24 protein-coding genes are annotated in these 23126 nt (G+C 64.7%); 18 read left to right on the top strand and 6 right to left on the bottom strand.

The features are described 5' to 3' along the window. Positions 1-5: 5 nt before the first annotated feature. The gene (locus H1D44_RS06820; RefSeq protein ID WP_181514090.1) at positions 6-485 is read left to right on the top strand and encodes a low molecular weight protein-tyrosine-phosphatase; all 480 of its coding nucleotides are present in this window, start codon (positions 6-8) and stop codon (positions 483-485) included. Further along, a complete protein-coding gene (murB, locus tag H1D44_RS06815) occupies positions 482-1501 on the top strand; it encodes a UDP-N-acetylmuramate dehydrogenase (protein ID WP_181514089.1) in 1020 nt (339 codons plus the stop codon). Before H1D44_RS06820 ends, murB begins: the two co-directional genes overlap by 4 nt. An 81-nt stretch (positions 1502-1582) precedes the next feature. Here murB and rne read toward each other — a convergent pair whose 3' ends face one another. Beyond that, entirely contained in the window at positions 1583-4681 is a 3099-nt protein-coding gene (rne, locus tag H1D44_RS06810) for a ribonuclease E (protein WP_181514088.1), read from the bottom strand. 569 nt (positions 4682-5250) lie between these two features. Here rne and H1D44_RS06805 point away from each other — a divergent pair. The 3 genes from H1D44_RS06805 to sppA are packed head-to-tail and all read left to right on the top strand — an operon-like array spanning position 5251 to position 8033. Then, on the top strand, positions 5251-6198 hold the full coding sequence (locus H1D44_RS06805) for an RluA family pseudouridine synthase (protein WP_181514087.1): 948 nt from the start codon (positions 5251-5253) through the stop codon (positions 6196-6198). A 42-nt stretch (positions 6199-6240) separates the two neighbouring features. Further along, a complete protein-coding gene (locus H1D44_RS06800) occupies positions 6241-6891 on the top strand; it encodes an HAD-IA family hydrolase (RefSeq protein WP_181514086.1) in 651 nt (216 codons plus the stop codon). Positions 6892-6914: 23 nt separating this feature from the next. After that, positions 6915-8033, top strand: coding sequence for a signal peptide peptidase SppA (gene sppA / locus H1D44_RS06795; RefSeq protein WP_181514085.1), 1119 nt, complete (start codon positions 6915-6917; stop codon positions 8031-8033). On the opposite strand, the gene H1D44_RS06790 is transcribed toward sppA, so the two are convergent. Further along, a complete protein-coding gene (locus H1D44_RS06790) occupies positions 8018-8614 on the bottom strand; it encodes a Maf family protein (RefSeq protein WP_181514084.1) in 597 nt (198 codons plus the stop codon). The genes sppA and H1D44_RS06790 overlap by 16 nt on opposite strands. 117 nt (positions 8615-8731) lie before the next feature. Here H1D44_RS06790 and H1D44_RS06785 point away from each other — a divergent pair, with 117 nt between their 5' ends. The 12 genes from H1D44_RS06785 to H1D44_RS06730 all read left to right on the top strand — a co-directional run bounded on the left by H1D44_RS06785 (position 8732) and on the right by H1D44_RS06730 (position 18057). Continuing rightward, the gene (locus tag H1D44_RS06785) at positions 8732-9259 is read left to right on the top strand and encodes a YceD family protein (RefSeq protein ID WP_181514083.1); all 528 of its coding nucleotides are present in this window, start codon (positions 8732-8734) and stop codon (positions 9257-9259) included. A gap of 31 nt (positions 9260-9290) precedes the next feature. Then, on the top strand, positions 9291-9461 hold the full coding sequence (gene rpmF, locus H1D44_RS06780) for a 50S ribosomal protein L32 (RefSeq protein ID WP_021820795.1): 171 nt from the start codon (positions 9291-9293) through the stop codon (positions 9459-9461). Positions 9462-9495: 34 nt separating this feature from the next. Continuing rightward, complete coding sequence (gene plsX / locus H1D44_RS06775; RefSeq protein WP_181514082.1) at positions 9496-10509, top strand: phosphate acyltransferase PlsX; 1014 nt, start codon at positions 9496-9498, stop codon at positions 10507-10509. 30 nt (positions 10510-10539) lie between these two features. Then, positions 10540-11493 (top strand): ACP S-malonyltransferase, encoded by a 954-nt coding sequence (gene fabD / locus H1D44_RS06770; protein ID WP_181514081.1) that lies wholly within the window; start codon positions 10540-10542, stop codon positions 11491-11493. A gap of 96 nt (positions 11494-11589) precedes the next feature. Then, positions 11590-12333, top strand: coding sequence for a 3-oxoacyl-ACP reductase FabG (gene fabG / locus H1D44_RS06765; protein ID WP_181514080.1), 744 nt, complete (start codon positions 11590-11592; stop codon positions 12331-12333). A gap of 121 nt (positions 12334-12454) precedes the next feature. After that, positions 12455-12688: an acyl carrier protein gene (acpP, locus tag H1D44_RS06760; protein WP_008956801.1), complete on the top strand. Its 234-nt coding sequence runs from the start codon at positions 12455-12457 to the stop codon at positions 12686-12688. A 186-nt stretch (positions 12689-12874) separates the two neighbouring features. Then, positions 12875-14116: a beta-ketoacyl-ACP synthase II gene (gene fabF / locus H1D44_RS06755; RefSeq protein WP_422671655.1), complete on the top strand. Its 1242-nt coding sequence runs from the start codon at positions 12875-12877 to the stop codon at positions 14114-14116. A 9-nt stretch (positions 14117-14125) separates the two neighbouring features. Further along, complete coding sequence (gene pabC, locus H1D44_RS06750) at positions 14126-14944, top strand: aminodeoxychorismate lyase (RefSeq protein ID WP_181514078.1); 819 nt, start codon at positions 14126-14128, stop codon at positions 14942-14944. Positions 14945-14997: 53 nt separating this feature from the next. Beyond that, positions 14998-16002 (top strand): endolytic transglycosylase MltG, encoded by a 1005-nt coding sequence (gene mltG / locus H1D44_RS06745; RefSeq protein ID WP_181514077.1) that lies wholly within the window; start codon positions 14998-15000, stop codon positions 16000-16002. Between the two features lie 51 nt (positions 16003-16053). Continuing rightward, the gene (gene tmk, locus H1D44_RS06740; protein ID WP_181514076.1) at positions 16054-16707 is read left to right on the top strand and encodes a dTMP kinase; all 654 of its coding nucleotides are present in this window, start codon (positions 16054-16056) and stop codon (positions 16705-16707) included. Continuing rightward, complete coding sequence (locus tag H1D44_RS06735; RefSeq protein ID WP_181514075.1) at positions 16698-17699, top strand: DNA polymerase III subunit delta'; 1002 nt, start codon at positions 16698-16700, stop codon at positions 17697-17699. Before tmk ends, H1D44_RS06735 begins: the two co-directional genes overlap by 10 nt. A gap of 22 nt (positions 17700-17721) precedes the next feature. After that, positions 17722-18057, top strand: a complete 336-nt coding sequence (locus H1D44_RS06730) for a PilZ domain-containing protein (protein WP_181514074.1) — start codon at positions 17722-17724, stop codon at positions 18055-18057. Between the two features lie 21 nt (positions 18058-18078). Here the strand turns inward: H1D44_RS06730 and frdD are convergent, their stop codons facing one another. From frdD to frdA, 4 genes are read right to left on the bottom strand one after another with little or no spacing between them, the layout of a single operon-like run. After that, positions 18079-18447 (bottom strand): fumarate reductase subunit FrdD, encoded by a 369-nt coding sequence (frdD, locus tag H1D44_RS06725; protein WP_181514073.1) that lies wholly within the window; start codon positions 18445-18447, stop codon positions 18079-18081. After that, positions 18444-18839, bottom strand: a complete 396-nt coding sequence (locus tag H1D44_RS06720; RefSeq protein WP_181514072.1) for a succinate dehydrogenase/fumarate reductase transmembrane subunit — start codon at positions 18837-18839, stop codon at positions 18444-18446. The genes frdD and H1D44_RS06720 overlap by 4 nt, the downstream gene beginning before the upstream one ends. A 20-nt stretch (positions 18840-18859) precedes the next feature. Continuing rightward, entirely contained in the window at positions 18860-19579 is a 720-nt protein-coding gene (locus tag H1D44_RS06715; RefSeq protein ID WP_181514071.1) for a succinate dehydrogenase/fumarate reductase iron-sulfur subunit, read from the bottom strand. After that, positions 19576-21378: a fumarate reductase (quinol) flavoprotein subunit gene (gene frdA, locus H1D44_RS06710; protein ID WP_181514070.1), complete on the bottom strand. Its 1803-nt coding sequence runs from the start codon at positions 21376-21378 to the stop codon at positions 19576-19578. Before frdA ends, H1D44_RS06715 begins: the two co-directional genes overlap by 4 nt. A gap of 265 nt (positions 21379-21643) precedes the next feature. Between frdA and H1D44_RS06705 the strand changes: the two genes are divergently transcribed. Continuing rightward, positions 21644-23098, top strand: a complete 1455-nt coding sequence (locus H1D44_RS06705) for an anion permease (protein WP_181514069.1) — start codon at positions 21644-21646, stop codon at positions 23096-23098. Positions 23099-23126 lie beyond the last annotated feature (28 nt).

Here is a 23126-nt window from a genome sequence, read left to right as displayed (position 1 = left end):
AAGCCATGCGTGTGCTGTTCGTCTGTCTGGGCAATATCTGTCGATCACCCACCGCTGAAGGTGTGTTTCGCCGCGAGCTCGAGTCGGCGGGCTTGGCTGATCGCGTCGAAGTCGATTCCTGCGGCATTGCCCACTGGCACGTGGGAAAATCTCCCGATCCTCGTTCCGCCGCTGCGGCTCGCAAGCGCGGGATCGACCTCAGCGGACTGCGGGCTAGGCAAGTATCGAGTGAAGACTTCGAGCGCTTCGATTACCTGCTGGCCATGGATCAGGACAACCTGGCGGCACTGCAGGCACAGTGTCCTGAGGGGAGTCGAGCTCATCTCGGCCTGTTCCTCGACTTTGCCGGTCATCGTGATCGTCCGGTTCCAGATCCCTACTACGGCGGCGACCAGGGCTTCGAGGAAGTGTTGGATCTGGTCGAGGCCGCTTCTCGCGGGCTGATCGAGGAGATCGCCCTACGGCTCGAAGGTCAGCGGCGTTGAGCGAAATCCTGCTGGCCGATCACGACCTCTCCCGAGCCAATACCCTGGGGCTGCCATGCCGTGCCGAGCATTTTGCGGCGCCGGCTGCCATCGAGCCGTTGCGCCGCCTGTTGCGTCTGGCCTCAGAGCAAGCTTGGCCGCTGACGCTGCTGGGAGGGGGCAGCAACCTGATCCTTCCCGCGCATCTGCCCGGGCTGGTGCTCCAACCTGCGCTGCGCCACTGGTGGTTGGAGAGCCGCGGCGACAGCGTGCTGGTGCATGTCGGCGCCGGCGTCGAGTGGCACCCGTTGGTCATGGCGCTGGCTGGCCGAGGTCTGTGGGGCACCGAGAATCTGGCGCTGATCCCGGGCCACTGTGGCGCCGCTCCGATTCAGAATATCGGTGCCTATGGTGTCGAGCTTGGTGAAGTGATCGAGGCAGTGCACGTGCTTTTCATCGAAGATGGAAGCAGCGCGGTCCTCACGCCTGAGGCGTGTGCCTTTGGCTACCGTGACAGTATCTTCAAGCGAGAACTGGAGGGCAGGGTGGTCATCACAGGGCTGTCCTTGCGCCTCTCCCGTGAGGCAGCACCCCGGCTCGCCTATGGCGACCTGGCTCGGCGTGTCGGTGCGAATCCCAGCCCCCTCGAGGTAGCCCAGGCGGTGTGTGCCATTCGTCGGGAAAAGCTGCCTGACCCGGTAGAGCTGGGCAATGCCGGAAGCTTCTTCAAGAATCCCATCGTGAGCCGTGACCAGGCCCTGGAGCTGTTGGAAGACTGCCCGGATATGCCGCATTTTGACGTTGGCGATGGTCAGATCAAGCTGGCTGCCGGCTGGCTGATCGAGCGCTGCGGACTCAAGGGGTGGCGTGAGGGGCACTTTGGCGTGCATTCTCGCCAAGCCTTGGTGCTGGTTCACTTCGGTGGCGGTGATGCGGGAGAGCTTCTTCTGTTTGCCGACCACGTTGCCGAGAGCGTTCAGGCGCGTTTCGGCGTTACGCTCGAGCGCGAGCCCAGGCTGGCCATCGAAAGCCCCTAGCCCCTCTGCCCCTCGACACCCTCTGGCAAGACGAAAAAAATGGCCCGCGCATTGCGCGGGCCAGTGCTTTACATGCCAGGGTCAGCCTTGGCTGCCTTTCTGGCCTTCTTGCTCGCGCCGACGAATCTCACGCGGGTCGTTGTGTGCGCGGCGACGGCGTCGGGAGGCGGCCTGTTCCGTGGGCTTGGCCTCTTCAGGCTTCGCTTGCTCGGCGGGCTCATCCACAGCCTTGGGCGCTTCGGCTTTCACCGGCCCGGCGGGCTTTTCCGCCGGCTTGGGGGCTTCCGCTTTGGGCGCTTCGGCTTTCACCGGCCCGGCGGGCTTTTCCGCCGGCTTGGGGGCATCGGCCTTGGATGCTTCGGCTTTCTGCGGCTCCGCGGGCTTCTCCGCGGGCTTCTCCGCGGCCTTGTCGCTGGGCTTGGGGGCATCCGGCTGGGCTTTCTGCGCCTCGGCTTTCACCGGCTCCGCGGGCTTCTCCGCGGCCTTGTCGCTGGGCTTGGGCGCATCCGCCTGGGCCTTCTGCGCCTCGGCTTTCACCGGCTCGGCGGGCTTCTCCGCGGCCTTGTCGCTGGGCTTGGGCGCATCCGCCTCGGCTTTCACCGGCTCGGCGGTTTTCTCCGCGGCCTTGTCGCTGGGCTTGGGGGCATCTGCCTGGGCTTTCTGCGCCTCGGTCTTGGCCGGCTCGGCGGTTTTCTCCGCGGCCTTGTCGCTGGGCTTGGGCGCATCCGCCTGGGCTTTCTGTGCCTCGGTCTTGGCCGGCTCCGCGGGTGTCTCCGCGGCCTTGTCGCTGGGCTTGGGCGCATCCGCCTGGGCTTTCTGCGCTTCGGCCTTGGCCGGCTCTACGGGTGTCTCCGCGGCCTTGTCGCTGGGCTTGGGCGTATCCGCCTGGGCTTTCTGCGCCTCGGCTTTCACCGGCTCGGGGGGCGTCTGTGCCGGCTTGGGCTGTTCGGGCTTTGCCGCAGCCGGCTCAGCCGCTTCGGCCTGAAGGCGCTTTTGCTCGGCCTCGGCCTGCGGGTTGATGGCATGCTGGCGTGTACGGTTGCGCGGGTTGTTGCGCGTGCGCTTGGGCTTGCCATCGTCCGTTTTGGCCTGCTCGGGCATTGGCTCAGCCGCTTTTTCCTGGGGCTCGGCCTTCTTGCGGCGGGGGGCTTCGTCGCGGCTGCGCGGCTTGCCTTGGCGCCCCTCTTCGCTGGCTTGTGACTTGTCTGCACGTGCCTGGCCGCGACCACGACCGCCTCGTCCAGCGCCGCTGTCCTGGCGAGAGTCCTGGCGAGAATCGGAACGGGCGCTCTCTTGCTGGCGCGCCTGTCCGCGCTGACCGCGGCTCTCTTCTGGGGTTTCGCTTCGCGCACGCCGACGTGGGCGGCCACCACGCTCGCTGTCGCTGCTGCGAGCCTGTTCCTGAGGAGGGGTGGGCTTGCGGGTTTCTGCAGGCTTGACGGGCTCGTGCTCGGCGCCGCCGAGCAGCTTGCTGACCCCCTTGATCAGGCGACCAAGCATGCCCGCCGCAGGAGGAGCTCCTGCCGGCGCGCTCGGCTGAGGACTGGAGTCCTGCTGCAGGGAAGCCGGAGCCGGCTCGTTATGGATGACCGTCTTGACGGCCGCCTCGGAGCGGGCTACCGGCCTGGCGATGCTCGTGTCCGGTTCCTTGCCGATATCGGTGTCGACCGACAGCTCGAAACTGGACTTGTCCTGCTCGCCTTCCTCTTCGACATGGTCATCGCGCAGACGCTGGACATCGTAGTGCGGGGTGTCCATTTCGGGGTTGGGCAGAACTACGACCCGCACGCCCTGGCGTTTCTCGATATCGGCCAGTACTGCGCGCTTCTCGTTGAGCAGGTAGGTGGCGACGGGCACCGGCAGGATGGCGCGGATCTGCGCGCTGCGCTCCTTCATTGCCTCTTCCTCGATCAGGCGCATGATCGAGAGCGACAGCGAGCGCACGTCGCGAATGGTGCCCTGGCCGTTGCAGCGGGGGCAGACCACGCCGCTGGTCTCGCCCAGCGAGGGACGCAGGCGCTGGCGTGACATCTCCATCAGGCCAAAACGGGAAATGCGGCCGATCTGTACCCGCGCGCGGTCGAGCTTGAGTGCATCGCGCATGCGGTTCTCGACTTCGCGCTGGTTGCGCGCTGGGCTCATGTCGATGAAGTCGATCACCACCAGGCCGCCGATATCGCGCAGGCGCAGCTGGCGGGCGATCTCGTCGGCCGCTTCCAGGTTGGTCTGCAGGGCGGTTTCCTCGATATCGCTGCCACGGGTGGCCCGTGCCGAGTTGATATCGATGGAGACCAGCGCCTCGGTGTGGTCGATGACGATGGAGCCGCCGGAGGGCAGTTTCACTTCACGCTCGTAGGCGGTCTCGATCTGGGACTCGATCTGGAAACGCGAGAACAGCGGTACCTCGTCAGCGTAGAGCTTGATCTTCTGCTGGTACGAGGGCATTACCTGCCGAATGAAGGTCAGCGCCTCCTGGTGCACCTCGGCACTGTCGATCAATACCTCGCCGATATCCTGGCGCAGGTAGTCGCGCATGGCGCGAATGATGACGTTGGACTCGCGGTAGATCAGGAACGGGGCAGGGCGCTTGCCGGCCTCCTCGGTGATCGACTCCCATACCTGTACCAGGTAATCGAGGTCCCACTGCAGCTCTTCGCTGCTGCGACCGATGCCGGCGGTGCGCACGATCACGCCCATCTTTTCCGGCACCGTCAGCTGGCCCATGGCCTCCTTGAGCTGGGTGCGTTCGTCGCCTTCGATGCGGCGCGAAATGCCCCCGGCCCGGGGGTTGTTGGGCATCAGCACGAGGAAGCGGCCGGCCAGGCTGATGAAGGTGGTCAGCGCCGCTCCCTTGTTGCCGCGCTCCTCCTTGTCGACCTGAACGATGACTTCCTGGCCCTCCTTGAGCACCTCCTTGATGCTGGGGCGCCCCGAAGTGTCCTTCAGAAAGTATTCGCGAGAAATTTCCTTGAGGGGGAGGAAGCCATGGCGATCGGCGCCGAAATCAACGAAGGCGGCTTCGAGAGAGGGCTCTACTCGGGTGATCTTGCCGCGGTAGATATTGGCTTTCTTCTGTTCCCTGGCACCGGATTCGATGTCCAGGTCATACAGCCGTTGTCCATCGACCAGCGCGACCCGCAGCTCTTCCGGCTGGGTCGCATTGATGAGCATCCGTTTCATGTTGTCTCGCAATCTGGACGCGCCGGTGGGCATCGAAGAAGGCGAACCTCTGGGTGCTGCGTGCTTGTGCTCAGCGCATGTCGCGGATGCGCAGTGGCGCCCGATCGTGCAGGTGCCCATAAGGAGCCCGACACGACATGATCATGTTGAGTACGCGGCGGAGGCAGGACATGTCTCGGTGGGGCTACTCCCATCCGGCCCTGCGGTCACCGCCAGACACCTGGCATTCATCGATTCGCCAACGCCGGCCACCGGCACGATGTTGAACGATTCCCGTGGCCACCGCTCGCCTGCTGCTGTCGCGAGTCGGGTCCGGGCGTGGCGTCACTACTTACTTGTCAAGTTCTTGCATCTATCACTCGTCGGCGGCGGGACCCGTATCCCGGGTCGTCGCGGCCCGATTTCGTCGCTCCGGCCTGCGTGTCTGTCGTGCAGGCGCCATGGGACCGAAGGGATCCATCCGAGCGAGCTGGCAATATAGCAGTAATGACAATGCGCAGCAATTGGCGCAGCGCGTCGTCGAGTGCGTTAGAATGCTGCCTCACAACAGATTTTTCAGCAGGAGTGTCATGGCCGAAGGTCGCGACGTGCAGTGGGTGGAAGTGGCCGAAGGCCAGTCGGGTCAGCGGGTCGACAACTTCCTGATCACACGCTTGAAAGGGGTGCCTCGCACGCTGGTCTATCGCATCGTGCGCAAGGGCGAGGTAAGGGTCAACAAGAAGCGCGTGAAGGCAGACTATCGTCTGCAGGTGGGCGACATGGTGCGTATACCGCCGCTCAGGTTGGCACCCCGCGAGGCGGTGAAGCAGGTCAGCGACAACCTGCGCAACCTGCTGGCCGGCAGCGTGCTGGTGGAGGGGCCAGGCTGGCTGGTGATGAACAAGCCGGCGGGCCTGCCCGTGCATGGCGGTAGCGGGGTCAAGATCGGTCTGATCGAGGCGCTGCGTCAGGTCCGGGAAGATCTCGACTTTCTCGAGCTGGTGCACCGTCTCGATCGCGATACCTCGGGTTGCCTGCTGCTGGCCAAGTCGCGTCCAGCGCTGCTCTCACTCAATGAGGCGCTCAAGCAGCAGCGGATGGACAAGCGTTACCTGGCACTGGTGGCCGGACGTTGGCCCGCGCGCCGCGAGTTCGTCAGTGCGCGCCTGGACCGCTTCGATGCCGGAAACGGCGAGCGGCGGGTGAGGGTGGACGCATCCGGCAAGGTGGCACGCACGCGCTTTGCCACCCGCGAGGCACTCCCCAGGGCGACGCTGGTCGAAGCCGAGCCGGTCACAGGGCGGACCCATCAGATTCGGGTGCATGCCGCCCATGCCGGTCACCCACTGCTCGGGGATGACAAGTACGGCTCCCGCGAGGGAGAGGCGCTGGCAAGGCGGCTGGGACTGTCGCGCCTGTTCCTGCACGCCGAGTCGCTGACTTTCCCTGAGCCGAGTAGTGGGCGTCCGGTGCAGATTCGTGCGCCGCTGCCTGACGAGCTCGAGGCAGTGCTCGTGCGTGCGCGGGAGACGCGCTGAGTCATCCTCGCCGACTCATCCAACTTTTCGACCGGAGCCTCCATGCGCTACCGACTGGTAATTTTCGACTGGGACGGCACCCTGATGGATTCCGTTTCCCGTATCGTCGCCTGCATGCAGGCCGCCTCCCACGATGCCGGCTGGGGGCATCTTGAGGAAGCTGCGGTACGGGACATCATCGGGCTGGGCCTGCCCGAGGCCATCGACCGGCTCTGCCCGGGTATAGACGCCGAACGTTTCGAGCTGCTGCGCAGTCGATACGCCTACCATTTCGTCGAGGGCAGCCGCATCCCGATGCCATTCTTCTCGGGTGTCGAGGCGGGCATCGCGATGCTCAAGGCACAAGAGGAGCGACGTCTGGCGGTGGCGACAGGCAAGAGTCGCCGGGGGCTCGACCGGGTGTTTCGCGAAAGTGGCAGCGGTGGCTGGTTCGATGCTAGCCGCACTGCCGACGAGACCCGCTCCAAGCCCCATCCCCAGATGCTCGAGGAGCTGCTGGTCGAGCTCGACGTGCCGGTCGAGGAGGCGGTGATGGTGGGGGATACCGAGTACGATCTGGAGATGGCCCGTGCCCTGGGTATGGACCGGGTGGCGGTGACCTGGGGGGTGCACGCCCCCGAGCGATTGGTGCCCAGCCGCCCCGTCTATACTGCCGGGGCGGTGGCGGAGTTGTTCGACTGGTTGAATCGATAGCAGGCGAGAGGGAAAACGAGCCGATGAGCGACGACAAGCGACAGGACGACAAGCGCGAAGCTGGCGATGAGGCCGAGGGGCGCGACGACCGTTGGACCGAGGGGCCGGAGCTGACCCCCGAACAGGCCCGGGAAGTGCGGCGCGAGAAGAGCGAGAAGCCCGCGCCGCCACCCGAGAGTGCCGAGGCCCTGCGCGAGCGGCAGCGCCTGGCGCAGCAGGAAATGCTCGACCGCTGGATTGGCAGCGTAATGGTCGAGCAGCGCCGTACGCGGCGCTGGAAGATCTTCTTCCGCCTGCTCTTCCTGGTCCTGCTGCTGGCCTTCCTGGGCAGTTTCTTCTATTCCATGTTCGTCGATACCGATCGCACGCCGGAGCGTCAGCATCTGGGCGTGGTCACCGTGCGCGGCGTGATCGACAGCGAGTCACCCGCCAGCGCCGAGCGCATCATCGAGGGGCTCAACCGCGCCTGGGAATCGCGCACTGCCGCCGCGGTGGTGCTGCATATCGACAGCCCTGGGGGCAGTCCGGTGCAGTCGCAGCGCGTCTATGCCGAGATCATGCGCCTGCGCGAGGAGGGCGACAAGCCGGTGATCGCCGTGATCGAGGATGTCGGCGCCAGCGGCGCTTACTACATGGCGGCGGCGGCCGACGAAATCGTCGCGGCACCGTCGAGCCTGGTGGGCTCGATCGGCGTCATCTTCGCCAGCTTCGGCTTCGAGGAGGCCATCGACAACTTGGGGATCGAGCGCCGCGTCTTCGTCAGCGGCGAGCACAAGGGCTTCCTCGATCCGTTTTCCCAGGTGCGGCCAGAGCAGCGTGAATTCTGGCAGACGGTAATGGACACGACCCATGGGCAGTTCGTCGAAGCCGTTCGCCTGGGGCGTGGCGATCGCCTGACCGAGGACGAGCGAATTTTCAGCGGCCTGGTCTGGAGCGGCGAGCAGGCGCTCGAGCTGGGCCTGGTCGATGGCATCAGCAGCCTCGACGAGCTGAGCCGGGAGCTGTTCGGTGAGGTGCGCCTGCACGACTACACACCGCGGCTGGATCCCTTCGAACGCCTGACGCGCCAGTTTGGCCGTGTTGCCGCGGAGTGGATGGGGGTGGGCGTCGGCCAGTCGCCAGTGCGCTACCAGCTGCCCTGATCGCACAGCGGGTCGAGGCCCGCCTCGCGCAGCAGGGCGCAAAGACGAATCAGTGGCAGGCCGATCAGCGCATTGGGGTCATCGCCCTCGAGTTTCTCGAAGAGGGTGATGCCGAGCCCTTCCATGCGAAAGCTTCCGGCGCTGTCAAGCGGCTGCTCGCGTTGCACGTAGCGGGAGATTTCGTCGTCGCGAAGCTGGCGAAAGACCACGTCATAGCGCTCGTGGCATACCCAGTGGCGGCCGCTGGCGGTGTCAATCAGCGCCAGGCCGGTCAGGAAGCTCACGCGGCGCCCCGAGAAGCGTGCCAGCTGGGCCCGGGCCGTTGCCGCGTCACCCGGCTTGCCCAGGATGTCGCCCTCGAAAACCGCTACCTGATCCGAGCCCACGATCAAGTGGTCGGGGTGGTCGTCGGCGACACGGCTGGCCTTGGCCAGGGCCAGGCGGTGCACCAGCGCCTGGGGGGATTCACCCTCCACGGGTGTCTCGTCGATATCGGGGCTGACCCAGGTGTAGGGGATGCCGAGTCGGTCGAGGAGTTGGCGCCGCCAGTGCGAGCCGGAGGCGAGGACGAGTCGAGGCATGATGCGCTCCTGAAGGGGAAGAAGTGAGAGTCCTGCGCAAGTTCCATCAGAGATATTATAACTTGCTGACATAGCGGCTTTGACAGGGGGAGGGCGAGTGCCTATCATTGCGCGCCTATGTTGACCTCACGACTTCCCAACAGGGTCGAGCCCTATCGGCTTGCCGCTCGCGCCGAATCCCTTGCCGGCCTGATTGCGCTCGATCAGTTCGATCGCCTGTCCGCTCAGGTCGGGCTGCAGACTGGCGACTGCCAGGTGTGGCTGGATTTCGGTGTCGACGCCCAGGGCCGCCGTGAGATTCGCGGCCGTCTTGCCGCCGAACTGCAGCTTCCCTGCCGGCGTTGTCTCGAGCCGATGGCTCAGCATGTCGAGAGCGAGTTCCTGCTGGGCATGGTCACGAGCGATGCACTGGCGGCAGAGCTGCCGAGTACCCACGAGCCGGTGCTGGTGGAAAACGAACAGCTGAACCTGCTGGAGGTGATCGAGGATGAATTGATCCTCAGTCTGCCCCAGGTGGTTTACCACGACGAGGCACATTGCCGTGTCTCGCGCGACCAGCTGAGCAGCGGCGAGGAGGCTGAATCTGACGAGCCTGCTCCCGCGAGTCCTTTCGAGGTGCTACGACACCTGAAGGGAAAATCCTGATTGTTTATCGTCTCACTTCGGAGTGACACCCATGGCAGTTCAACAGAACCGTAAGACTCGTTCCAAGCGCGGCATGCGTCGCAGCCACGATGCGCTCAGCGCACCGACCCTGTCCCAGGACAAGGAGACCGGCACGACTCATCTGCGTCACCACGTCTCTCCCGACGGCTTCTATCGCGGTCGTAAGGTAGTCGACGCCTGAGCCGACCCGCTTCGATGACCATCGGCACCTGAACGTGCGGATAGCCATCGATACGCTGGGCGGGGACGCCGGTCCTGCTGCCGCCGTTCATGGCGCAGCTGCTGCCGTATTGGCATGGCCGGGGTTGGCCATCGACCTGTTCGGCCCGGTTGACCAGCTTTCAGTCGAGCTCGAGAACCTGCCGCGGCGTCTCGCCGCGGCCGGTTCGCATCTGTCGGTCCATCATGCGCCAGGCTTGATCCGTCAGGATCAGCGGCCGTCCGACGCATTGAGACGAGGTGGACAGACGAGCATGGCATTGATGCTGGATCACGTGGCCGATAATGGCGCTGCGGCTGGCGTCAGTGCGGGCAATACGGGGGCGCTGATGGCCTTGGCGCGACGTGCGCTCGGCACGGTGGCGAGCATCCCGCGTCCGGCGATCTGTACCGCGATCCCCACCCGCGGCGATGGTCGCTGCTATCTGCTGGATCTGGGCGCCAACGTTGATGCCAGCGCCAGCCGGCTGGTGGACTTCGCCCGCATGGGGGAGGTGATGGCGCGACACGTCGATGGCCTCTCTTCTCCGCGTGTGGCGCTGCTCAACGTGGGTAGCGAGGGAACCAAGGGCAGCGAGACGGTGCGTGAGGCGGATGCATTGCTGGCTCAAATGGGCTCGATGAACTATACCGGCTTCGTCGAGGGTGATGGCATCTTCGCCGGATCCGCTGACGTGGTGGTGTGTGACGGCTTCGTCGGCAACGCGGTGCTGAAGGCCAGCGAGGGCTTGGCGCGCATGCTGATCGAGCGAGTCCAGGCGACCTTCGAGTCGCACTGGGGGAGTCGGTTGGTCGGCATGCTGGCGAGGCCGGCGCTGCTTCGGTTGAAAGGCGAGCTCGATCCGGTGCGCTACAATGGCGCCAGCCTGCTCGGACTCGACGGCATCGTGATCAAGAGCCACGGCAGTGCCGATGCCACCGGCTTCTCCTATGCCGTGCTGCGGGCCGCGCAGGAGGTCAGTCGGGGCTTGCCCGAGCGCTTGGCCTTCGAGCTGGGCGGCCGGCATTGACAGCACTCAACAAGAGTAATGGTGAATGACATGACTCAACCCCTTGCCCTCGTGTTTCCCGGGCAAGGCTCCCAGCAGGTAGGTATGCTGCGGGAGCTGGCGGAACGCTACAGCGTTGTGCGGACAACGTTCGAGGAAGCTGCCGATGCCCTGGGCTATGACCTGTGGAAAGTGGTTCAGGAAGGGCCTGAGGAGTCGCTCAATGCCACTGCCTGTACTCAGCCGGCGCTGCTGACTGCCAGCGTGGCCATCTGGCGCGTCTGGCAGGAGCTCGAAGGCCCCCGTCCCGGTGCCATGGCGGGGCATAGCCTGGGTGAGTACAGCGCCATGGTTTGCGCTGGCGTAATGGGCTTTGCCGATGGAGTACGCCTGGTGCGTCTGCGCGGTGAGGCAATGCAGGAGGCTGTGCCCATGGGACAGGGCGGCATGGCTGCGATCCTGGGGCTCGATGATGCCACCGTTGAAAAGGCATGCCTGGAAGCCGCGCAGGACGAGGTAGTGGCCGCGGTAAACTACAATGCGCCGGGCCAGGTGGTGATAGCCGGCAGCAAGGGTGCCGTGGAGCGGGCCATTGTCCTGTGCCAGGAATCCGGAGCCAAGCGTGCCATGCCGCTGCCGGTCTCGGTTCCTTCTCACTGTGCCCTGATGCGGCCGGCAGCCGAGCGGCTCCAGGCTGCGATGGCGGAGCTCGAGATGCGGCCGCCGCGCTATACCGTTTACCAGAACGTCGATGCCCAGGCGCACGCCGACGTCGAGACGCTACGTACGCGCCTGGTCGAACAGCTTTATCAGCCGGTGCGCTGGACCGCCTGTGTCGAAGCCATGGAGACGGGTGGGGCCAGGGTCTTCATCGAGTGCGGGCCCGGCAAGGTTCTCACCGGCCTTGGCAAGCGCATCGCAAAGGGTAGCAAGGGGCTCGCCGTCAACGATCCTGATAGCCTGGAGGCGGCGCTTGGCCTGGCGCGTGAAGCCGCTGGCCAGTAAGCCTTGTCCGGCGGGCATTACCTGCTTGGTCGGCGGCAACGACAAGGAGGGGCGTTCAGCCCCCGGAATCAAACAGCATTGGAGCGGGAATAGGTTATGACGAGCGAACGCAGGATCGCCCTGGTGACCGGTGCAAGTCGCGGGATTGGCAGGGCCATTGCCCACGAGCTGGGACGGCAGGGGCATGTGGTGATCGGTACCGCTACTACCGAATCCGGGGCTGCAAGGATCGATGAAGATCTACGTGCCCATGGACTCGAGGGGGGTGGCCGGGCGCTGGACGTCACCGACCAGGCCAGTGTCGATGCTCTCGTCAAGGCCGTTACCGAAGAGTTCGGGGCGCCCACCATCCTGGTCAACAATGCCGGCATCACTCGCGACAATCTGTTGATGCGCATGAAAGAAGATGAGTGGGATTCGGTGCTCGACACCAATCTCAAGTCTGTCTATCGCGTCACCAAGGCATGCCTGCGCGGCATGACCCGGGCTCGCTTCGGGCGCATCGTCAATATCAGTTCGGTGGTGGCGACCATGGGCAACCTCGGCCAGACCAACTATGCTGCCGCCAAGGCTGGCATGGAAGGCTTTACGCGAGCCCTGGCCCGTGAGGTGGCCTCTCGGGCGATTACCGTCAATGCCGTGGCGCCAGGCTTCATTGCCACCGACATGACGCGGGCCCTGCCCGAAGAGCAGCATCAGGCGCTGCTGACCCAGATTCCGCTGGCGCGCCTCGGTGAGCCGGAGGAAATTGCTGCTGCCGTCGGTTTCCTGACAAGCGCAAATGCCGGCTACATTACCGGCGAGACGCTGCAGGTCAACGGTGGCATGAATATGCGTTGAAGCTCGCTCGGGTCGGCGGTTGCGCCGACCGAGGGGCGTCTATAAACTACCCGCAGCTTGAGTTCGCGGACCCAACGGCTGGTCATCTGAACGGCTAACTTGAACGACTGGAGTACAGATAATGAGCACCATCGAAGAGCGCGTGAAGAAGGTTGTTGCCGAGCGCCTGAACGTCAAGGAAGAGGACATCCAGAACAGCTCCTCCTTCACCGAGGACCTGGGCGCCGATTCCCTGGATACCGTTGAGCTGGTCATGGCGCTCGAAGAGGAATTCGATACCGAAATTCCCGATGAGGAAGCCGAGAAGATTACTACCGTTCAGGAAGCCATCGATTACGTCAATGCCCATCAGTAAGGGCGCAATCGTCTCCGCTTGCTGAGGTGAGGCCTGTCGAAAGGCCTGGAAAAGCCGTCCTGAGTCACAGGGCGGCTTTTTGCGTTATGCAAGGCCATGGCTGCCCAAGCGAGGAGCATGTCCGGTATAATGCGCGCAATGGCGGCCTGCGGATGGGCCGTGTCATCAAGGTTGTCTGGAGGAAAACTGATGGCTCGTAGAGTTGTGGTGACCGGGCTCGGGCTGGTCACGCCAGTGGGCACTACCGTCGAGGAGAGCTGGGAGAACATCCTGGCGGGCAAGAGCGGTATCGCCTCCATCGAGCATTTCGATGCGACCGGCTTCAACACCCGCTTCGGCGGTTCGGTGAAGAACTTCGACATCAGTCCGTACCTGAACCCCAAGGATGCGCGCAAGATGGACCTGTTCATCCAGTATGGGGTGGCAGCAGGTGCGCAGGCCATCAGTGACGCCGGCATCGAGTGCAGCGAGGAGAATGCCGAACGCATCGGTGTGGCGATCGGCTCCGGCATCGGCGGGCTGCCGATGATCGAGCAGAACCACAATGCGCTCAACAAGGGCGGTGCACGGCGTGTCTCGCCGTTCTTCGTGCCCGGCTCGATCATCAACATGATCTCCGGCAACCTGGCCATTCAGTACGGCTTCAAGGGCCCCAACATCGCTATCACCACGGCCTGCACCACCGGTACCCACAACATCGGCTACAGTGCCCGCACCATTGCCTATGGCGATGCCGACGTGATGATCTGTGGCGGCGCCGAGATGGCCACCACCCCGCTGGGGCTAGGCGGCTTCTCTGCGGCTCGCGCCCTGTCGACGCGCAATGACGACCCCCAGGCCGCCAGCCGTCCCTGGGACCGTGACCGCGACGGTTTCGTGCTCTCCGACGGTGCCGGCATCCTGGTATTGGAGGAGTATGAGCACGCCAAGGCTCGCGGGGCGAACATCTACGCCGAATTGACCGGGTTCGGCATGAGCGACGACGCCTACCACATGACCGCGCCGCCCGAGGACGGCAGCGGCGCGGCGCTCTCCATGCGCAACGCCATCCGCGATGCCCGCCTCGACCCTTCGGCGGTACACTACATCAACGCGCATGGCACCTCGACGCCGGCCGGTGACCTGGCCGAAAGCCGCGCGGTCAAGAAAGTGATGGGCGAGGCTGCACACAGTGTTGCAGTGAGCTCCACCAAGTCCATGATCGGGCACCTGCTGGGGGCTGCTGGGGCCGTCGAGGCGGTATTCAGCATTCTGGCCATCCGTGATCAGGTGGCGCCGCCCACCATCAACCTGGACAATCCCCAGGAGGGCTGTGACCTGGATTACGTGCCGCATACCGCGCGCGAAATGAAGATCGATGTGGCATTGTCCAACTCGTTCGGCTTCGGTGGTACCAACGGCACGCTGGTCTTCTCCCGGGTGCACTGAGCGAGTGGCATGAGTCGGCCAGTCGAAGCCTGGGTCCCGATCGACGATCGTGGCCTGGCCTATGGAGACGGTCTCTTCGAGACCGTGCTGGTGCGTGATGGGACGCCGCTGCTCTGGTCGCGACACAAGGCGCGCATGAGCCGTGGGGCCGAGATTCTCGGCCTGCCCGTCCCCAGTGACGCCGAGCTCGACCGGCTGCCCGGCATGGCCGGCGCGGGGCTCAAGGTGCTGAAGCTGATCCTGACCCGTGGCAGCGGCGGGCCAGGCTATGCGGCGCCGTACCCGGCCAAGCCCAGGCTGCTGTGGCAGCTGTCCCACTTCGCGCCCCAGCCGGTGCGCTGGGAGCGAGGGATCAAGGTGCGGCTGTGCCGGCTGCGTCTGGGTATTCAGCCAGCCTTGGCGGGGCTCAAGCATCTCAACCGGCTCGAGAACGTGCTGGCGCGCAGCGAGTGGAATGACCCCGATGTGGCCGAAGGGTTGCTCTGCGATAGCCAGGGCGATCTGGTCGAGGCCACCAGCATGAACCTGTTCTGGTGGCGCCAGGAACGTTGGGAAACGCCGCGGCTGGACCGCTGCGGCGTTGCCGGTACCCTGCGAGATGCCCTGATGGAGCGGTTGCGCATCGAGGAAGTCAGCATGGGGACCGAGGTTCTCGCCGAAGCCGAGTGCGTCTGGCTGGGTAACTCCGTCCAGGGGCTATGGCCGGTGGTACGGCTGGATGATGCCGAAGGCAACCTGCAGTATCGCTGGCAGCTGAAGCGCGAGCATCGAGCGTTGCAGGATATCGCTCATGAACTGCTGGGCTACCCGGTGGTACCCAAGAGCTGACTGTCGCAGCGTAACGTTGCGTACGTAGAGAGAGCATGTGACGAGGTAGGCGTATGCTGCGTTTGATGAAGTTTCTGTTCCTCCTGATCATCGTGGCAGCCGTGGCGGCCTTCGCCGGCTATCGCTACTGGGAATCCCGGCTCGATGCACCCATTGCGGTGGAGGAAGAGACCCTCTATGAAGTGCCGCGAGGGGCAGGCTACAACCGAGTGATCGCGGACCTGGCCTCGCGTGACCTGATCGACGACGAATGGGCGTTTCGCCTGCTGACGCGAATCGAGCCGGAAGCGATCCCCCGGCTCAGGGCCGGCGAGTACATGCTCGAGCCGGGCATGAGCGGGCGTGAGCTGATCGAGTTGCTCGGCAGCGATCGTGTCGTTACCTATCCCCTCACCATCCCTGAAGGATGGACCTTCCGCCAGATGCGCGCGCGGATCGATAGTGCCCCCAAGCTCGAGAACCTGACCGCAGGCCTCAGTGACGAAGAGGTGATGGCGCTGCTGGATCGTGAAGGGCGGCACCCTGAAGGTTGGTTCTTTCCCGATACTTATCGCTATCACAAGGGCATGAGCGACCTCGATATCCTGCGCCAGGCGCTGGTTAGCATGGAAAGAGTGCTGGAGGAAGTGTGGGAGGGGCGCAGCGACGACCTGACCATCGAGTCTCCCTACGAGGCGCTGATCATGGCCTCGTTGATCGAGCGCGAAACCGGCGCCCCCGAGGAGCGTCGCGAGATCGCCGGGGTGTTCAAGCGTCGCATGCAAACCGGCATGCGGCTGCAGACCGACCCCACGGTGATCTACGGCATGGGCGAACGCTATGAGGGTCGCATCACCCGTGCGGACCTGCAGGAAGCCACGCCCTACAACACCTACGTGATCAACGGTCTGCCGCCGACGCCTATCGCCATGCCGGGGCGTGCCTCGCTCGAGGCAGCGGTCGACCCGCTGCCCGGTGATACCTACTACTTCGTTTCGCGCGGCGACGGGACTCATCACTTCTCGCGTACACTGCGCGAGCACAACAATGCCGTGAACCGCTACATCCGTAACCGTTGAGCGACACTCGCCGAGTGGAAGGCGGGCGCGGCCGGACGCACAGGAGCCTGGATGCAACAGCGAGGACGCTTCATCACCCTGGAAGGCGGGGAGGGCGTGGGCAAATCGACCAACCTGGAGTGGGTGGCCGATTGGCTGACGTCGCAGGGTATCGAGGTGGTTCGGACCCGTGAGCCGGGCGGTACGCCGAGGGCCGAGGCCATACGGGAACTGCTGCTCTCTACGGAGTGCGATGAGCCCCTCGATGGCGATACCGAGCTGCTGCTGGTATTTGCCGCCCGCGCCCAGCATCTGGCTCAGCGGATACGCCCGGCGTTGGAGCGCGGTGCCTGGGTGCTGTGTGATCGCTTCACCGATGCCACCTATGCCTATCAAGGTGGTGGCCGCGGCATCGACGCCAGCCGCATCGGCGAGCTGGAACGTTTCGTCCAGTGCGGCCTCGAGCCCGACCTGACCCTGCTGCTCGATATGCCGGTCGAGGCCGCGCAGCGGCGACTTCAGGGCCGGCTGGCGGCCGGAGGGCAGAGTCGTGATCGTTTCGAGAGAGAGCACCTGGCCTTCTTCGAGGCGGTTCGGCAAGCCTATCTGGCACGCGCTGCCGCGGCGCCTCGGCGGGTGGCGGTCATCAACGCCGATGCGCCGCTGGCCAACGTGCAGGCGCAGCTCACGGCGTGCCTCGACGAGCGGACGCGGGCATGGCGGTGAACGAGCCTTTTCCGGCGACCCCACTACCCTGGCAGGCCCCGCTGTGGCGCCAGTTCCTGGCCCTGCATGCCAGCGGAAGACTACCCCATGCGCTGCTGCTGTCAGGCCCCCACGGCGTCGGCAAGCAGCGCTTCGCGGAGGCGTTGCTGGGTTACCTGCTGTGTGCCGATCCCGGGGAGACAGCCTGCGGGGAGTGCCACGGCTGTCGCATGCTGGCTTCCGGCTACCACCCCGACTTGCTGCGCATCTCCCCGGAAGAGGGCAAGCGCCAGATTCGCATCGATCCGATTCGTGAGGTCAACGCCTTCGTTGGCCAGACCGCTCAGCAGGGTGGCCATCGTGTCATCCTGCTTTCGCCGGCCGAAGCAATGAACGTGGCGGCGGGCAATGCGCTGCTCAAGAGCCTGGAGGAGCCGGGCGCACGCACTCAGTTCCTGCTGCTGGCGGATATCCCTTCGCGCATGTTGGCTACCATCCGCTCACGCTGTCAGCACTGGAACCTGCCGCTGCCCGAGCACGAGCAGAGCATCGAGTGGTTGGCCAGCTCACTGGGAAGCCGGGAAGAGGCCGAGTTCTGGTTCCAGGTCTCGGGCGGCTTGCCCTTGCTTGCCGTCGAACTGGCCGCGCCCGAAGCCAGGTCGCTGCGCAAGCAGCTGCATGAAACCTTCGATGCCCTGGTGCGCGGGGCCGAGCCGGTGGCAGAGGCGGCCCGCCTCGACCGCCAGTCGCTGGAAGCGATACTGTGGTACGGTATTGCCTGGCTCGAGGACCTGATTCGCCTGGGACTTTCGGGAGCGGCTGGCCAGGTTCGCAACCCCGATCTGCTGCCGCTTTATCGCCAGGCGGCAAAGAACGCAAGGGTGCAGGACTGGTTTCGGCTGCTGGACTTCGCCCGCGAGCAGCGTCGCCTGTTGGCGGCGGGCGGCAACCCCAACCCACAGCTGGTCCTCGAGGCCTGGCTGGTACGCTGGTCGACCTTGCTGCGCTCTTGAGGCAGGGAAGGGAGGAGACAACATGGCACCGCAGAAGGCCCTGTCGCTGACGATCCAGGACGAGCAGACCCTGCTCTCCGCCTACATGCCGCTGCTCGAACGGGGCGGTATTTTCATTCCGACCCGTGAGCGCTACGAGCTGGGCCAGGAGGTCTACCTGTTGCTGACCCTGCCCGGCGAAAGCGATCGGGTTCCGGTCACGGGCCAGGTGGTGTGGGTTTCACCCGACGGCGTGGCAGGGCGCCGGGTCCCAGGTATCGGCATTCACTTCAGCCCCGAGGACCAGGCCGTACGCGACCGTATCGAGACGCTGCTGGCCGGGCAACTGGGCAAGGGTACATCGACCTACACGCTCTAAGCGTGGCTGTATTTCGTACCGCTACATCAGCATACCGATCAGCACACCCGTCAAGGCAGCGGCGCTCAGCGAGGCGGCGCTGCCATAGGTCAGCCACTTGTTGACCCCGTCGTGCCCCAGGCGCAGGTCGAAACAGCCATGGCGGATGCGGTGGGCGGCATGGAACAGCGGCAGGCAGATCACGGCGCCGACGAATAGCAAGCCGGGCAGGCTGAACAGCATTGATCGTGCACGCTCGGCATCGAGCGGAACGACTCCCAGCGGTGCCAGCAGGGCCAGACACAGGATCGCGGCTGGCACGAACACGGCGAAGCAGACGCCGCCGGCACTGAACAGCCCCCACCACAGCGGCTCGTCGAATGCCTGTCGGCGTGACGGCTTGTCGCTCATCGTGCACCTCCCATGAACAACCACAGCGATATCAGTGTGACGACCGCCACGCCGGCCCACTGTGCGGCCACCACGGCCTGATGGGGCAATGGGCGTCCTGCGATGCGCAGCGGCATCACGCGGGGGAAGAGCTGAAAGAAGGTCCAGGCGTGATAGAGGCTTGCTGCCAGGGCCAGCCCGTTGAGCAGAAGCACGGGAGCGCTGCCCATGAAGGCGAGCCAGTTCATCCAACTGGCCTCACCCCGCAGCAGCGCGATCAATCCCGCCAGCAGGCAGACGGCGAAGAACAGCAAGGGAAGCACCGTTGCCTCTCTCACCATGTAGGCGATGAAATAGCGATGCTTGAGCCACCAGCTGCGGGGTAGCGGGGGCAATCGTTCGTTTGGGTGCATACCGTCTCCTAACCTCATTCCTAACCCCTGAACAGGGCAATCAGGGTGTGCTTGGCCGATTCGACCTTGCCCTGATTCACCGCTGCCGCCGGGTCCACGTGCTTGGGACACACTTCGGAACAGAAGCCGACGAAGGTACAGCTCCACACGCCCTCGTGTCGGTTTAGCTCAGGCATGCGCTGTGCCTTGCCGTGGTCGCGGCTGTCGAGGTTGTAGCGATGGGCGAGGGCGATGGCCGCAGGCCCCAGGAACTCGGGGTTGAGCCCGAACTGGGGGCAGGCGGAATAGCACAGGCCGCAGTTGATACAGTTGGCGAACTGCTTGTAACGGGCCAACTGGGCTGGCGTCTGGCGGTTGGGTTCCGCTGCGTTCGAAGCCTCGTCGATCAACCAGGGTTTGACGGCGGCCAGATGTTCCAGAAAGATTTCCATGTCGACCATCAGGTCGCGACGAACCGGGAAGTGAGCCAGCGGCTCGATGCGAACCTCGTCCGGGTAATCGCGCAGGAAGGTCTTGCAGCCGAGCTTCGGAATGCCGTTGACCATCACCCCGCAGGAGCCGCAGATCGCCATGCGGCAGGACCAGCGGTAACTCAGGCTGCTGTCCAGTTCCTCCTTGACGTGGTTAAGGGCATCGAGCAGCGAGGTGCTGTCATCGACGGGCACCTCGTAGCGTTGCCAGAACGCTTCCTCCGCCTGCTCCGGTAAATAGCGCTTGATACGGATCGACTTGGTGCTCATGAACGCGCTCCTCGTTGACCCTCGGTGTTGCTGCCAGCCTCGCCGTAGACACGCTCGGCGGGCGCGGAGAAGCGCACGTCGACGTCCTGCCATTGCAGCTCCGCGGTAGCGTCGCCGTGATGAAAGACCAGGCTGTGCTTGAGGAAGCGTGTATCGTCACGCTGCTGCATGTCCTGGTCGAGGCGCTGGTGGGCACCGCGGGATTCACGTCGCTCCAGGGCCCCGAGACAGGTTGCCTCGGCGATATCCAGACCGAAGCCCAGTTCGATGCACTCGAGCAGCTCGGTGTTGTAGATGCGGCTCTTGTCGTTGACCCGCACCTGGCGATAGCGCTCGCGGAGCCGGCGCACGCTGTCCAGGGCGGCTCGCATGCCTGCTTCGGTGCGGTAGATCCCGCAGCCGCTCTCCATGGTCTGGATCAGCTCACGCTTGACGGCGACCCAGTTCTCCTCGCTCTTGCCCTGGCACAGCGTGGCCAGACTCCTCTGCTGTCTGTGGGCCTGCTCCTGTATCAGGTGCGGGTCGGCAAAGTCGCGCTGTGCGGCCTGCTGACTGGCTCGTTCGCCCGCCAGACGCCCGAACACCAGCAGCTCGGTGAGCGAGTTGGAACCGAGCCGGTTGGCCCCGTGCAGCCCCACGGAGGCGCACTCGCCGGCGGCGAACAGCCCCTTGATCCGCGTTTCGCACTCGGCGTCGGTTTCGATACCGCCCATGGTGTAGTGCACCGCCGGGCGAATCGGAATCGGCTCGCGCACCGGGTCGACGTTGATGTAGGACTTGGCCAGCTCGCAGATGAAGGGTAGTCGCTCCTTGAGCACGGCCTCGCCGAGATGGCGAAGATCGAGATAGACCACGTCGCTGCCGGCAAAGGTGCCGGTACGGCCTGCCTGTTGCTCCTGCCAGAAGGCCTGAGACAGCTTGTCCCGCGGGCCAAGTTCCATGAACTTGTTCTGCGGCTGCCCCAGCGGGGTTTCCGGGCCAAGGCCGTAGTCCTGCAGGTAGCGGTAGCCATCCTTGTTGAGCAGAATGCCACCTTCCCCTCGGCACGCTTCAGTGATCAGAATGCCCGAGCCCGGCAAGCCGGTGGGATGGTACTGCACGAACTCCATGTCGCGCAGCGCCACGCCGTGGCGGTAGGCGATGGCCATGCCGTCGCCGGTGACGATTCCGGCGTTGGTGTTGAAGCGAAACAGGCGTCCGGCACCGCCCGTGGCGAGTACCACGGCTTTGGTGCGCAGCAGGGTCAGCTCGCCGCTGGCGACCTGCAGGGCAATCACGCCGATCACGCTCCCGTCGTGCACGGCGATATCGAGCACGAAGTACTCATCCAGCCGCTCGATCTCGGCATACTTGAGCGAGGTCTGGAACAGCGTATGCAGCAGGTGAAAACCGGTCTTGTCGGCGGCGAACCAGGTGCGTGCCGTCTTCATGCCGCCGAAGCGGCGCACCTGAATGCTGCCGTCCTGCTGGCGGCTCCAGGGGCAGCCCCAACGCTCCAGTTGAACCAGTTCGCGGTGGGCATGGTGCACGAAGTAGTCGACCACGCCTTGTTCGGCCAGCCAGTCGCTGCCGGCCACAGTGTCGTCGAAGTGTGCCTGCAGGCTGTCCTCGGCGCTGGTTACCGCCGCGGCTCCCCCTTCGGCGGCGACCGTGTGCGAGCGCATGGGGTAGACCTTGGAGAGCAGGGCGATGCGCTGATGGGTGCCGTTCTTCCGGGCTTGTTCAGCGGCGGCAATGGCGGCGCGCAATCCGGCGCCGCCGCCGCCCACGATGACGATATCGAAATCTCGTTCCTGCATGGACGCTTCCGTGGTTGTACCTGAGCCGGCTTGAGGGCTGCCGAAACGCTCGTTTGCGTAGCAGCCTAGCATTCGCCACCAGGAGCGGCCAGCGCCTCGAAACAGGCCTGCAATATTGCTTGACTCACATCAACCGAAACTTCGAAAGCTTCCGTAGTTGCTATGCTATTTTTCGGCCGGCGATTAACCTCACGGCCACGCCGTCATGCGCGGTGCAAATTATTCACTACAACGATACCGAGGGCGACTCACGATGCCTGAATGGATGTCTTACTTCTCGTGGAAGGCCCTGGCGCCGCTGCTGGTCGCCTTGCTGGTGGCATTGCTGCCGGCGCCGGAGAGCCTGGCACCCCACGCCTGGTACTTCTTTGCCATTTTTCTTGGCTGCGTGGTCGGACTCATCTTCGAGCCTTTGCCGGGAGCGGTGATTGGCCTGATCGGCGTGACGGTGGCGGCACTGCTGGCGCCGTGGGTGCTGTTCTCGCCGGAGCAGATGGCCGCCCCCGGCTTCAACGTGCCCAACAGTGCTTTTGCCTGGGCCGTTTCGGGTTTCAACAACTCGGTGGTCTGGCTCATCTTCGGCGCCTTCATGTTCGCGCTGGGTTACGAGAAGACCGGGCTTGGCCGGCGTATCGCGCTATGGCTGGTCAAGAGCATGGGGCGTCGCACCCTCACACTGGGCTATGCGGTGATGATTGCCGACACCATCCTGGCCCCGTTCACTCCCTCCAATACTGCACGCAGCGCGGGCACTATCTATCCGGTGCTGCAGAATTTGCCGCCTCTCTACGATTCGCAGCCCAACGATCCCAGCATGAAGCGAATGGGCAGCTTCCTGATGTGGACTGCCATCGTCTCGACCTGTGCCACCAGCTCGCTTTTCCTCACGGCCATGGCGCCCAATCTGCTGGCTGTCGCCCTGGCCGAAACCGCCACCGGGGTACGCATCGGATGGGGGCAGTGGTTCCTTGCCGCGGCGCCTGCCGGGGTGCTGTTGCTGCTGGTGGTGCCACTGCTGTGCTACTGGCTTTGCCCACCGGAGGTGAAGTCGGGCAGCGCGGTGTCCGACTGGGCCGAAAGCGAGCTCAAAGGTCTGGGGCGGCTGACGCGCAACGAGGTGGTGCTGGTGGTACTGGTGTTGATGGCCCTGATGCTGTGGATCTTCGGCGGTGACGTGATTTCGGCCTCCCTGGTGGGGCTGGTGGTGATCTGTGCCATGCTGCTGCTCGGAGTCTTGAGCTGGAACGATATCCTCTCCAACAAGCCGGCTTGGAACACCTTCGTCTGGTTCGCGACCCTGGTGGCGCTCGCCGGTGGCCTCAGTCAGGTCGGTTTCGTCGGCTGGTTCGGCAATTTGGTGGGCGCACGCATCAGCCACTTCGATCCGCTGATGGCGATGCTGGCTCTGACGGTGATTTTCTACGTACTGCACTATTTCTTCGCCAGCATCACGGCCCATGTCACGGCGTTGCTGCCCGTCATGTTGGCTGCGGCGTCCGGTATCCCGGGTCTCGACATGCAGATGTTCGTCCTGTTGCTGCTGCCGACCCTGGGCTTCATGGGGATCCTGACGCCTTACGGCACCGGGCCGAGTCCGGTCTACTACGGCAGCGGCTATCTGCCGGGTCCGCTGTGGTGGCGCCTCGGAGCAATCTTCGGCCTGCTGTTCCTGCTGGTCTGGCTGGCGGTGGGCGTACCCTGGCTGCTGCTGATCCTGTGACCTGACTGGCCATGCTCGCGCCACTCCA

This window comes from Billgrantia kenyensis (assembly GCF_013697085.1).
In the GTDB taxonomy this organism is placed as follows: Bacteria; Pseudomonadota; Gammaproteobacteria; order Pseudomonadales; family Halomonadaceae; genus Halomonas; species Halomonas kenyensis.
This window is presented reverse-complemented; position numbering and strand designations above follow the sequence as displayed.

Bases quoted from the DNA above. Each gene is read 5' to 3' on its own strand.
- H1D44_RS06735 (WP_181514075.1), top strand. From the start codon at position 16,698: ATGGCGGTGAACGAGCCTTTTCCGGCGACCCCACTACCCTGGCAGGCC.
- H1D44_RS06705 (WP_181514069.1), top strand. From the start codon at position 21,644: ATGTCTTACTTCTCGTGGAAGGCCCTGGCGCCGCTGCTGGTCGCCTTG.
- sppA (WP_181514085.1), top strand. From the start codon at position 6,915: ATGAGCGACGACAAGCGACAGGACGACAAGCGCGAAGCTGGCGATGAG.
- H1D44_RS06785 (WP_181514083.1), top strand. From the start codon at position 8,732: ATGTTGACCTCACGACTTCCCAACAGGGTCGAGCCCTATCGGCTTGCC.
- acpP (WP_008956801.1), top strand. From the start codon at position 12,455: ATGAGCACCATCGAAGAGCGCGTGAAGAAGGTTGTTGCCGAGCGCCTG.
- frdD (WP_181514073.1), bottom strand. From the start codon at position 18,447: ATGAGCGACAAGCCGTCACGCCGACAGGCATTCGACGAGCCGCTGTGG.
- rne (WP_181514088.1), bottom strand. From the start codon at position 4,681: ATGAAACGGATGCTCATCAATGCGACCCAGCCGGAAGAGCTGCGGGTC.
- H1D44_RS06720 (WP_181514072.1), bottom strand. From the start codon at position 18,839: ATGCACCCAAACGAACGATTGCCCCCGCTACCCCGCAGCTGGTGGCTC.
- H1D44_RS06805 (WP_181514087.1), top strand. From the start codon at position 5,251: ATGGCCGAAGGTCGCGACGTGCAGTGGGTGGAAGTGGCCGAAGGCCAG.
- fabG (WP_181514080.1), top strand. From the start codon at position 11,590: ATGACGAGCGAACGCAGGATCGCCCTGGTGACCGGTGCAAGTCGCGGG.
- H1D44_RS06820 (WP_181514090.1), top strand. From the start codon at position 6: ATGCGTGTGCTGTTCGTCTGTCTGGGCAATATCTGTCGATCACCCACC.
- tmk (WP_181514076.1), top strand. From the start codon at position 16,054: ATGCAACAGCGAGGACGCTTCATCACCCTGGAAGGCGGGGAGGGCGTG.
- fabD (WP_181514081.1), top strand. From the start codon at position 10,540: ATGACTCAACCCCTTGCCCTCGTGTTTCCCGGGCAAGGCTCCCAGCAG.
- H1D44_RS06800 (WP_181514086.1), top strand. From the start codon at position 6,241: ATGCGCTACCGACTGGTAATTTTCGACTGGGACGGCACCCTGATGGAT.
- frdA (WP_181514070.1), bottom strand. From the start codon at position 21,378: ATGCAGGAACGAGATTTCGATATCGTCATCGTGGGCGGCGGCGGCGCC.
- mltG (WP_181514077.1), top strand. From the start codon at position 14,998: ATGCTGCGTTTGATGAAGTTTCTGTTCCTCCTGATCATCGTGGCAGCC.
- H1D44_RS06730 (WP_181514074.1), top strand. From the start codon at position 17,722: ATGGCACCGCAGAAGGCCCTGTCGCTGACGATCCAGGACGAGCAGACC.
- H1D44_RS06790 (WP_181514084.1), bottom strand. From the start codon at position 8,614: ATGCCTCGACTCGTCCTCGCCTCCGGCTCGCACTGGCGGCGCCAACTC.
- pabC (WP_181514078.1), top strand. From the start codon at position 14,126: ATGAGTCGGCCAGTCGAAGCCTGGGTCCCGATCGACGATCGTGGCCTG.
- rpmF (WP_021820795.1), top strand. From the start codon at position 9,291: ATGGCAGTTCAACAGAACCGTAAGACTCGTTCCAAGCGCGGCATGCGT.
- H1D44_RS06715 (WP_181514071.1), bottom strand. From the start codon at position 19,579: ATGAGCACCAAGTCGATCCGTATCAAGCGCTATTTACCGGAGCAGGCG.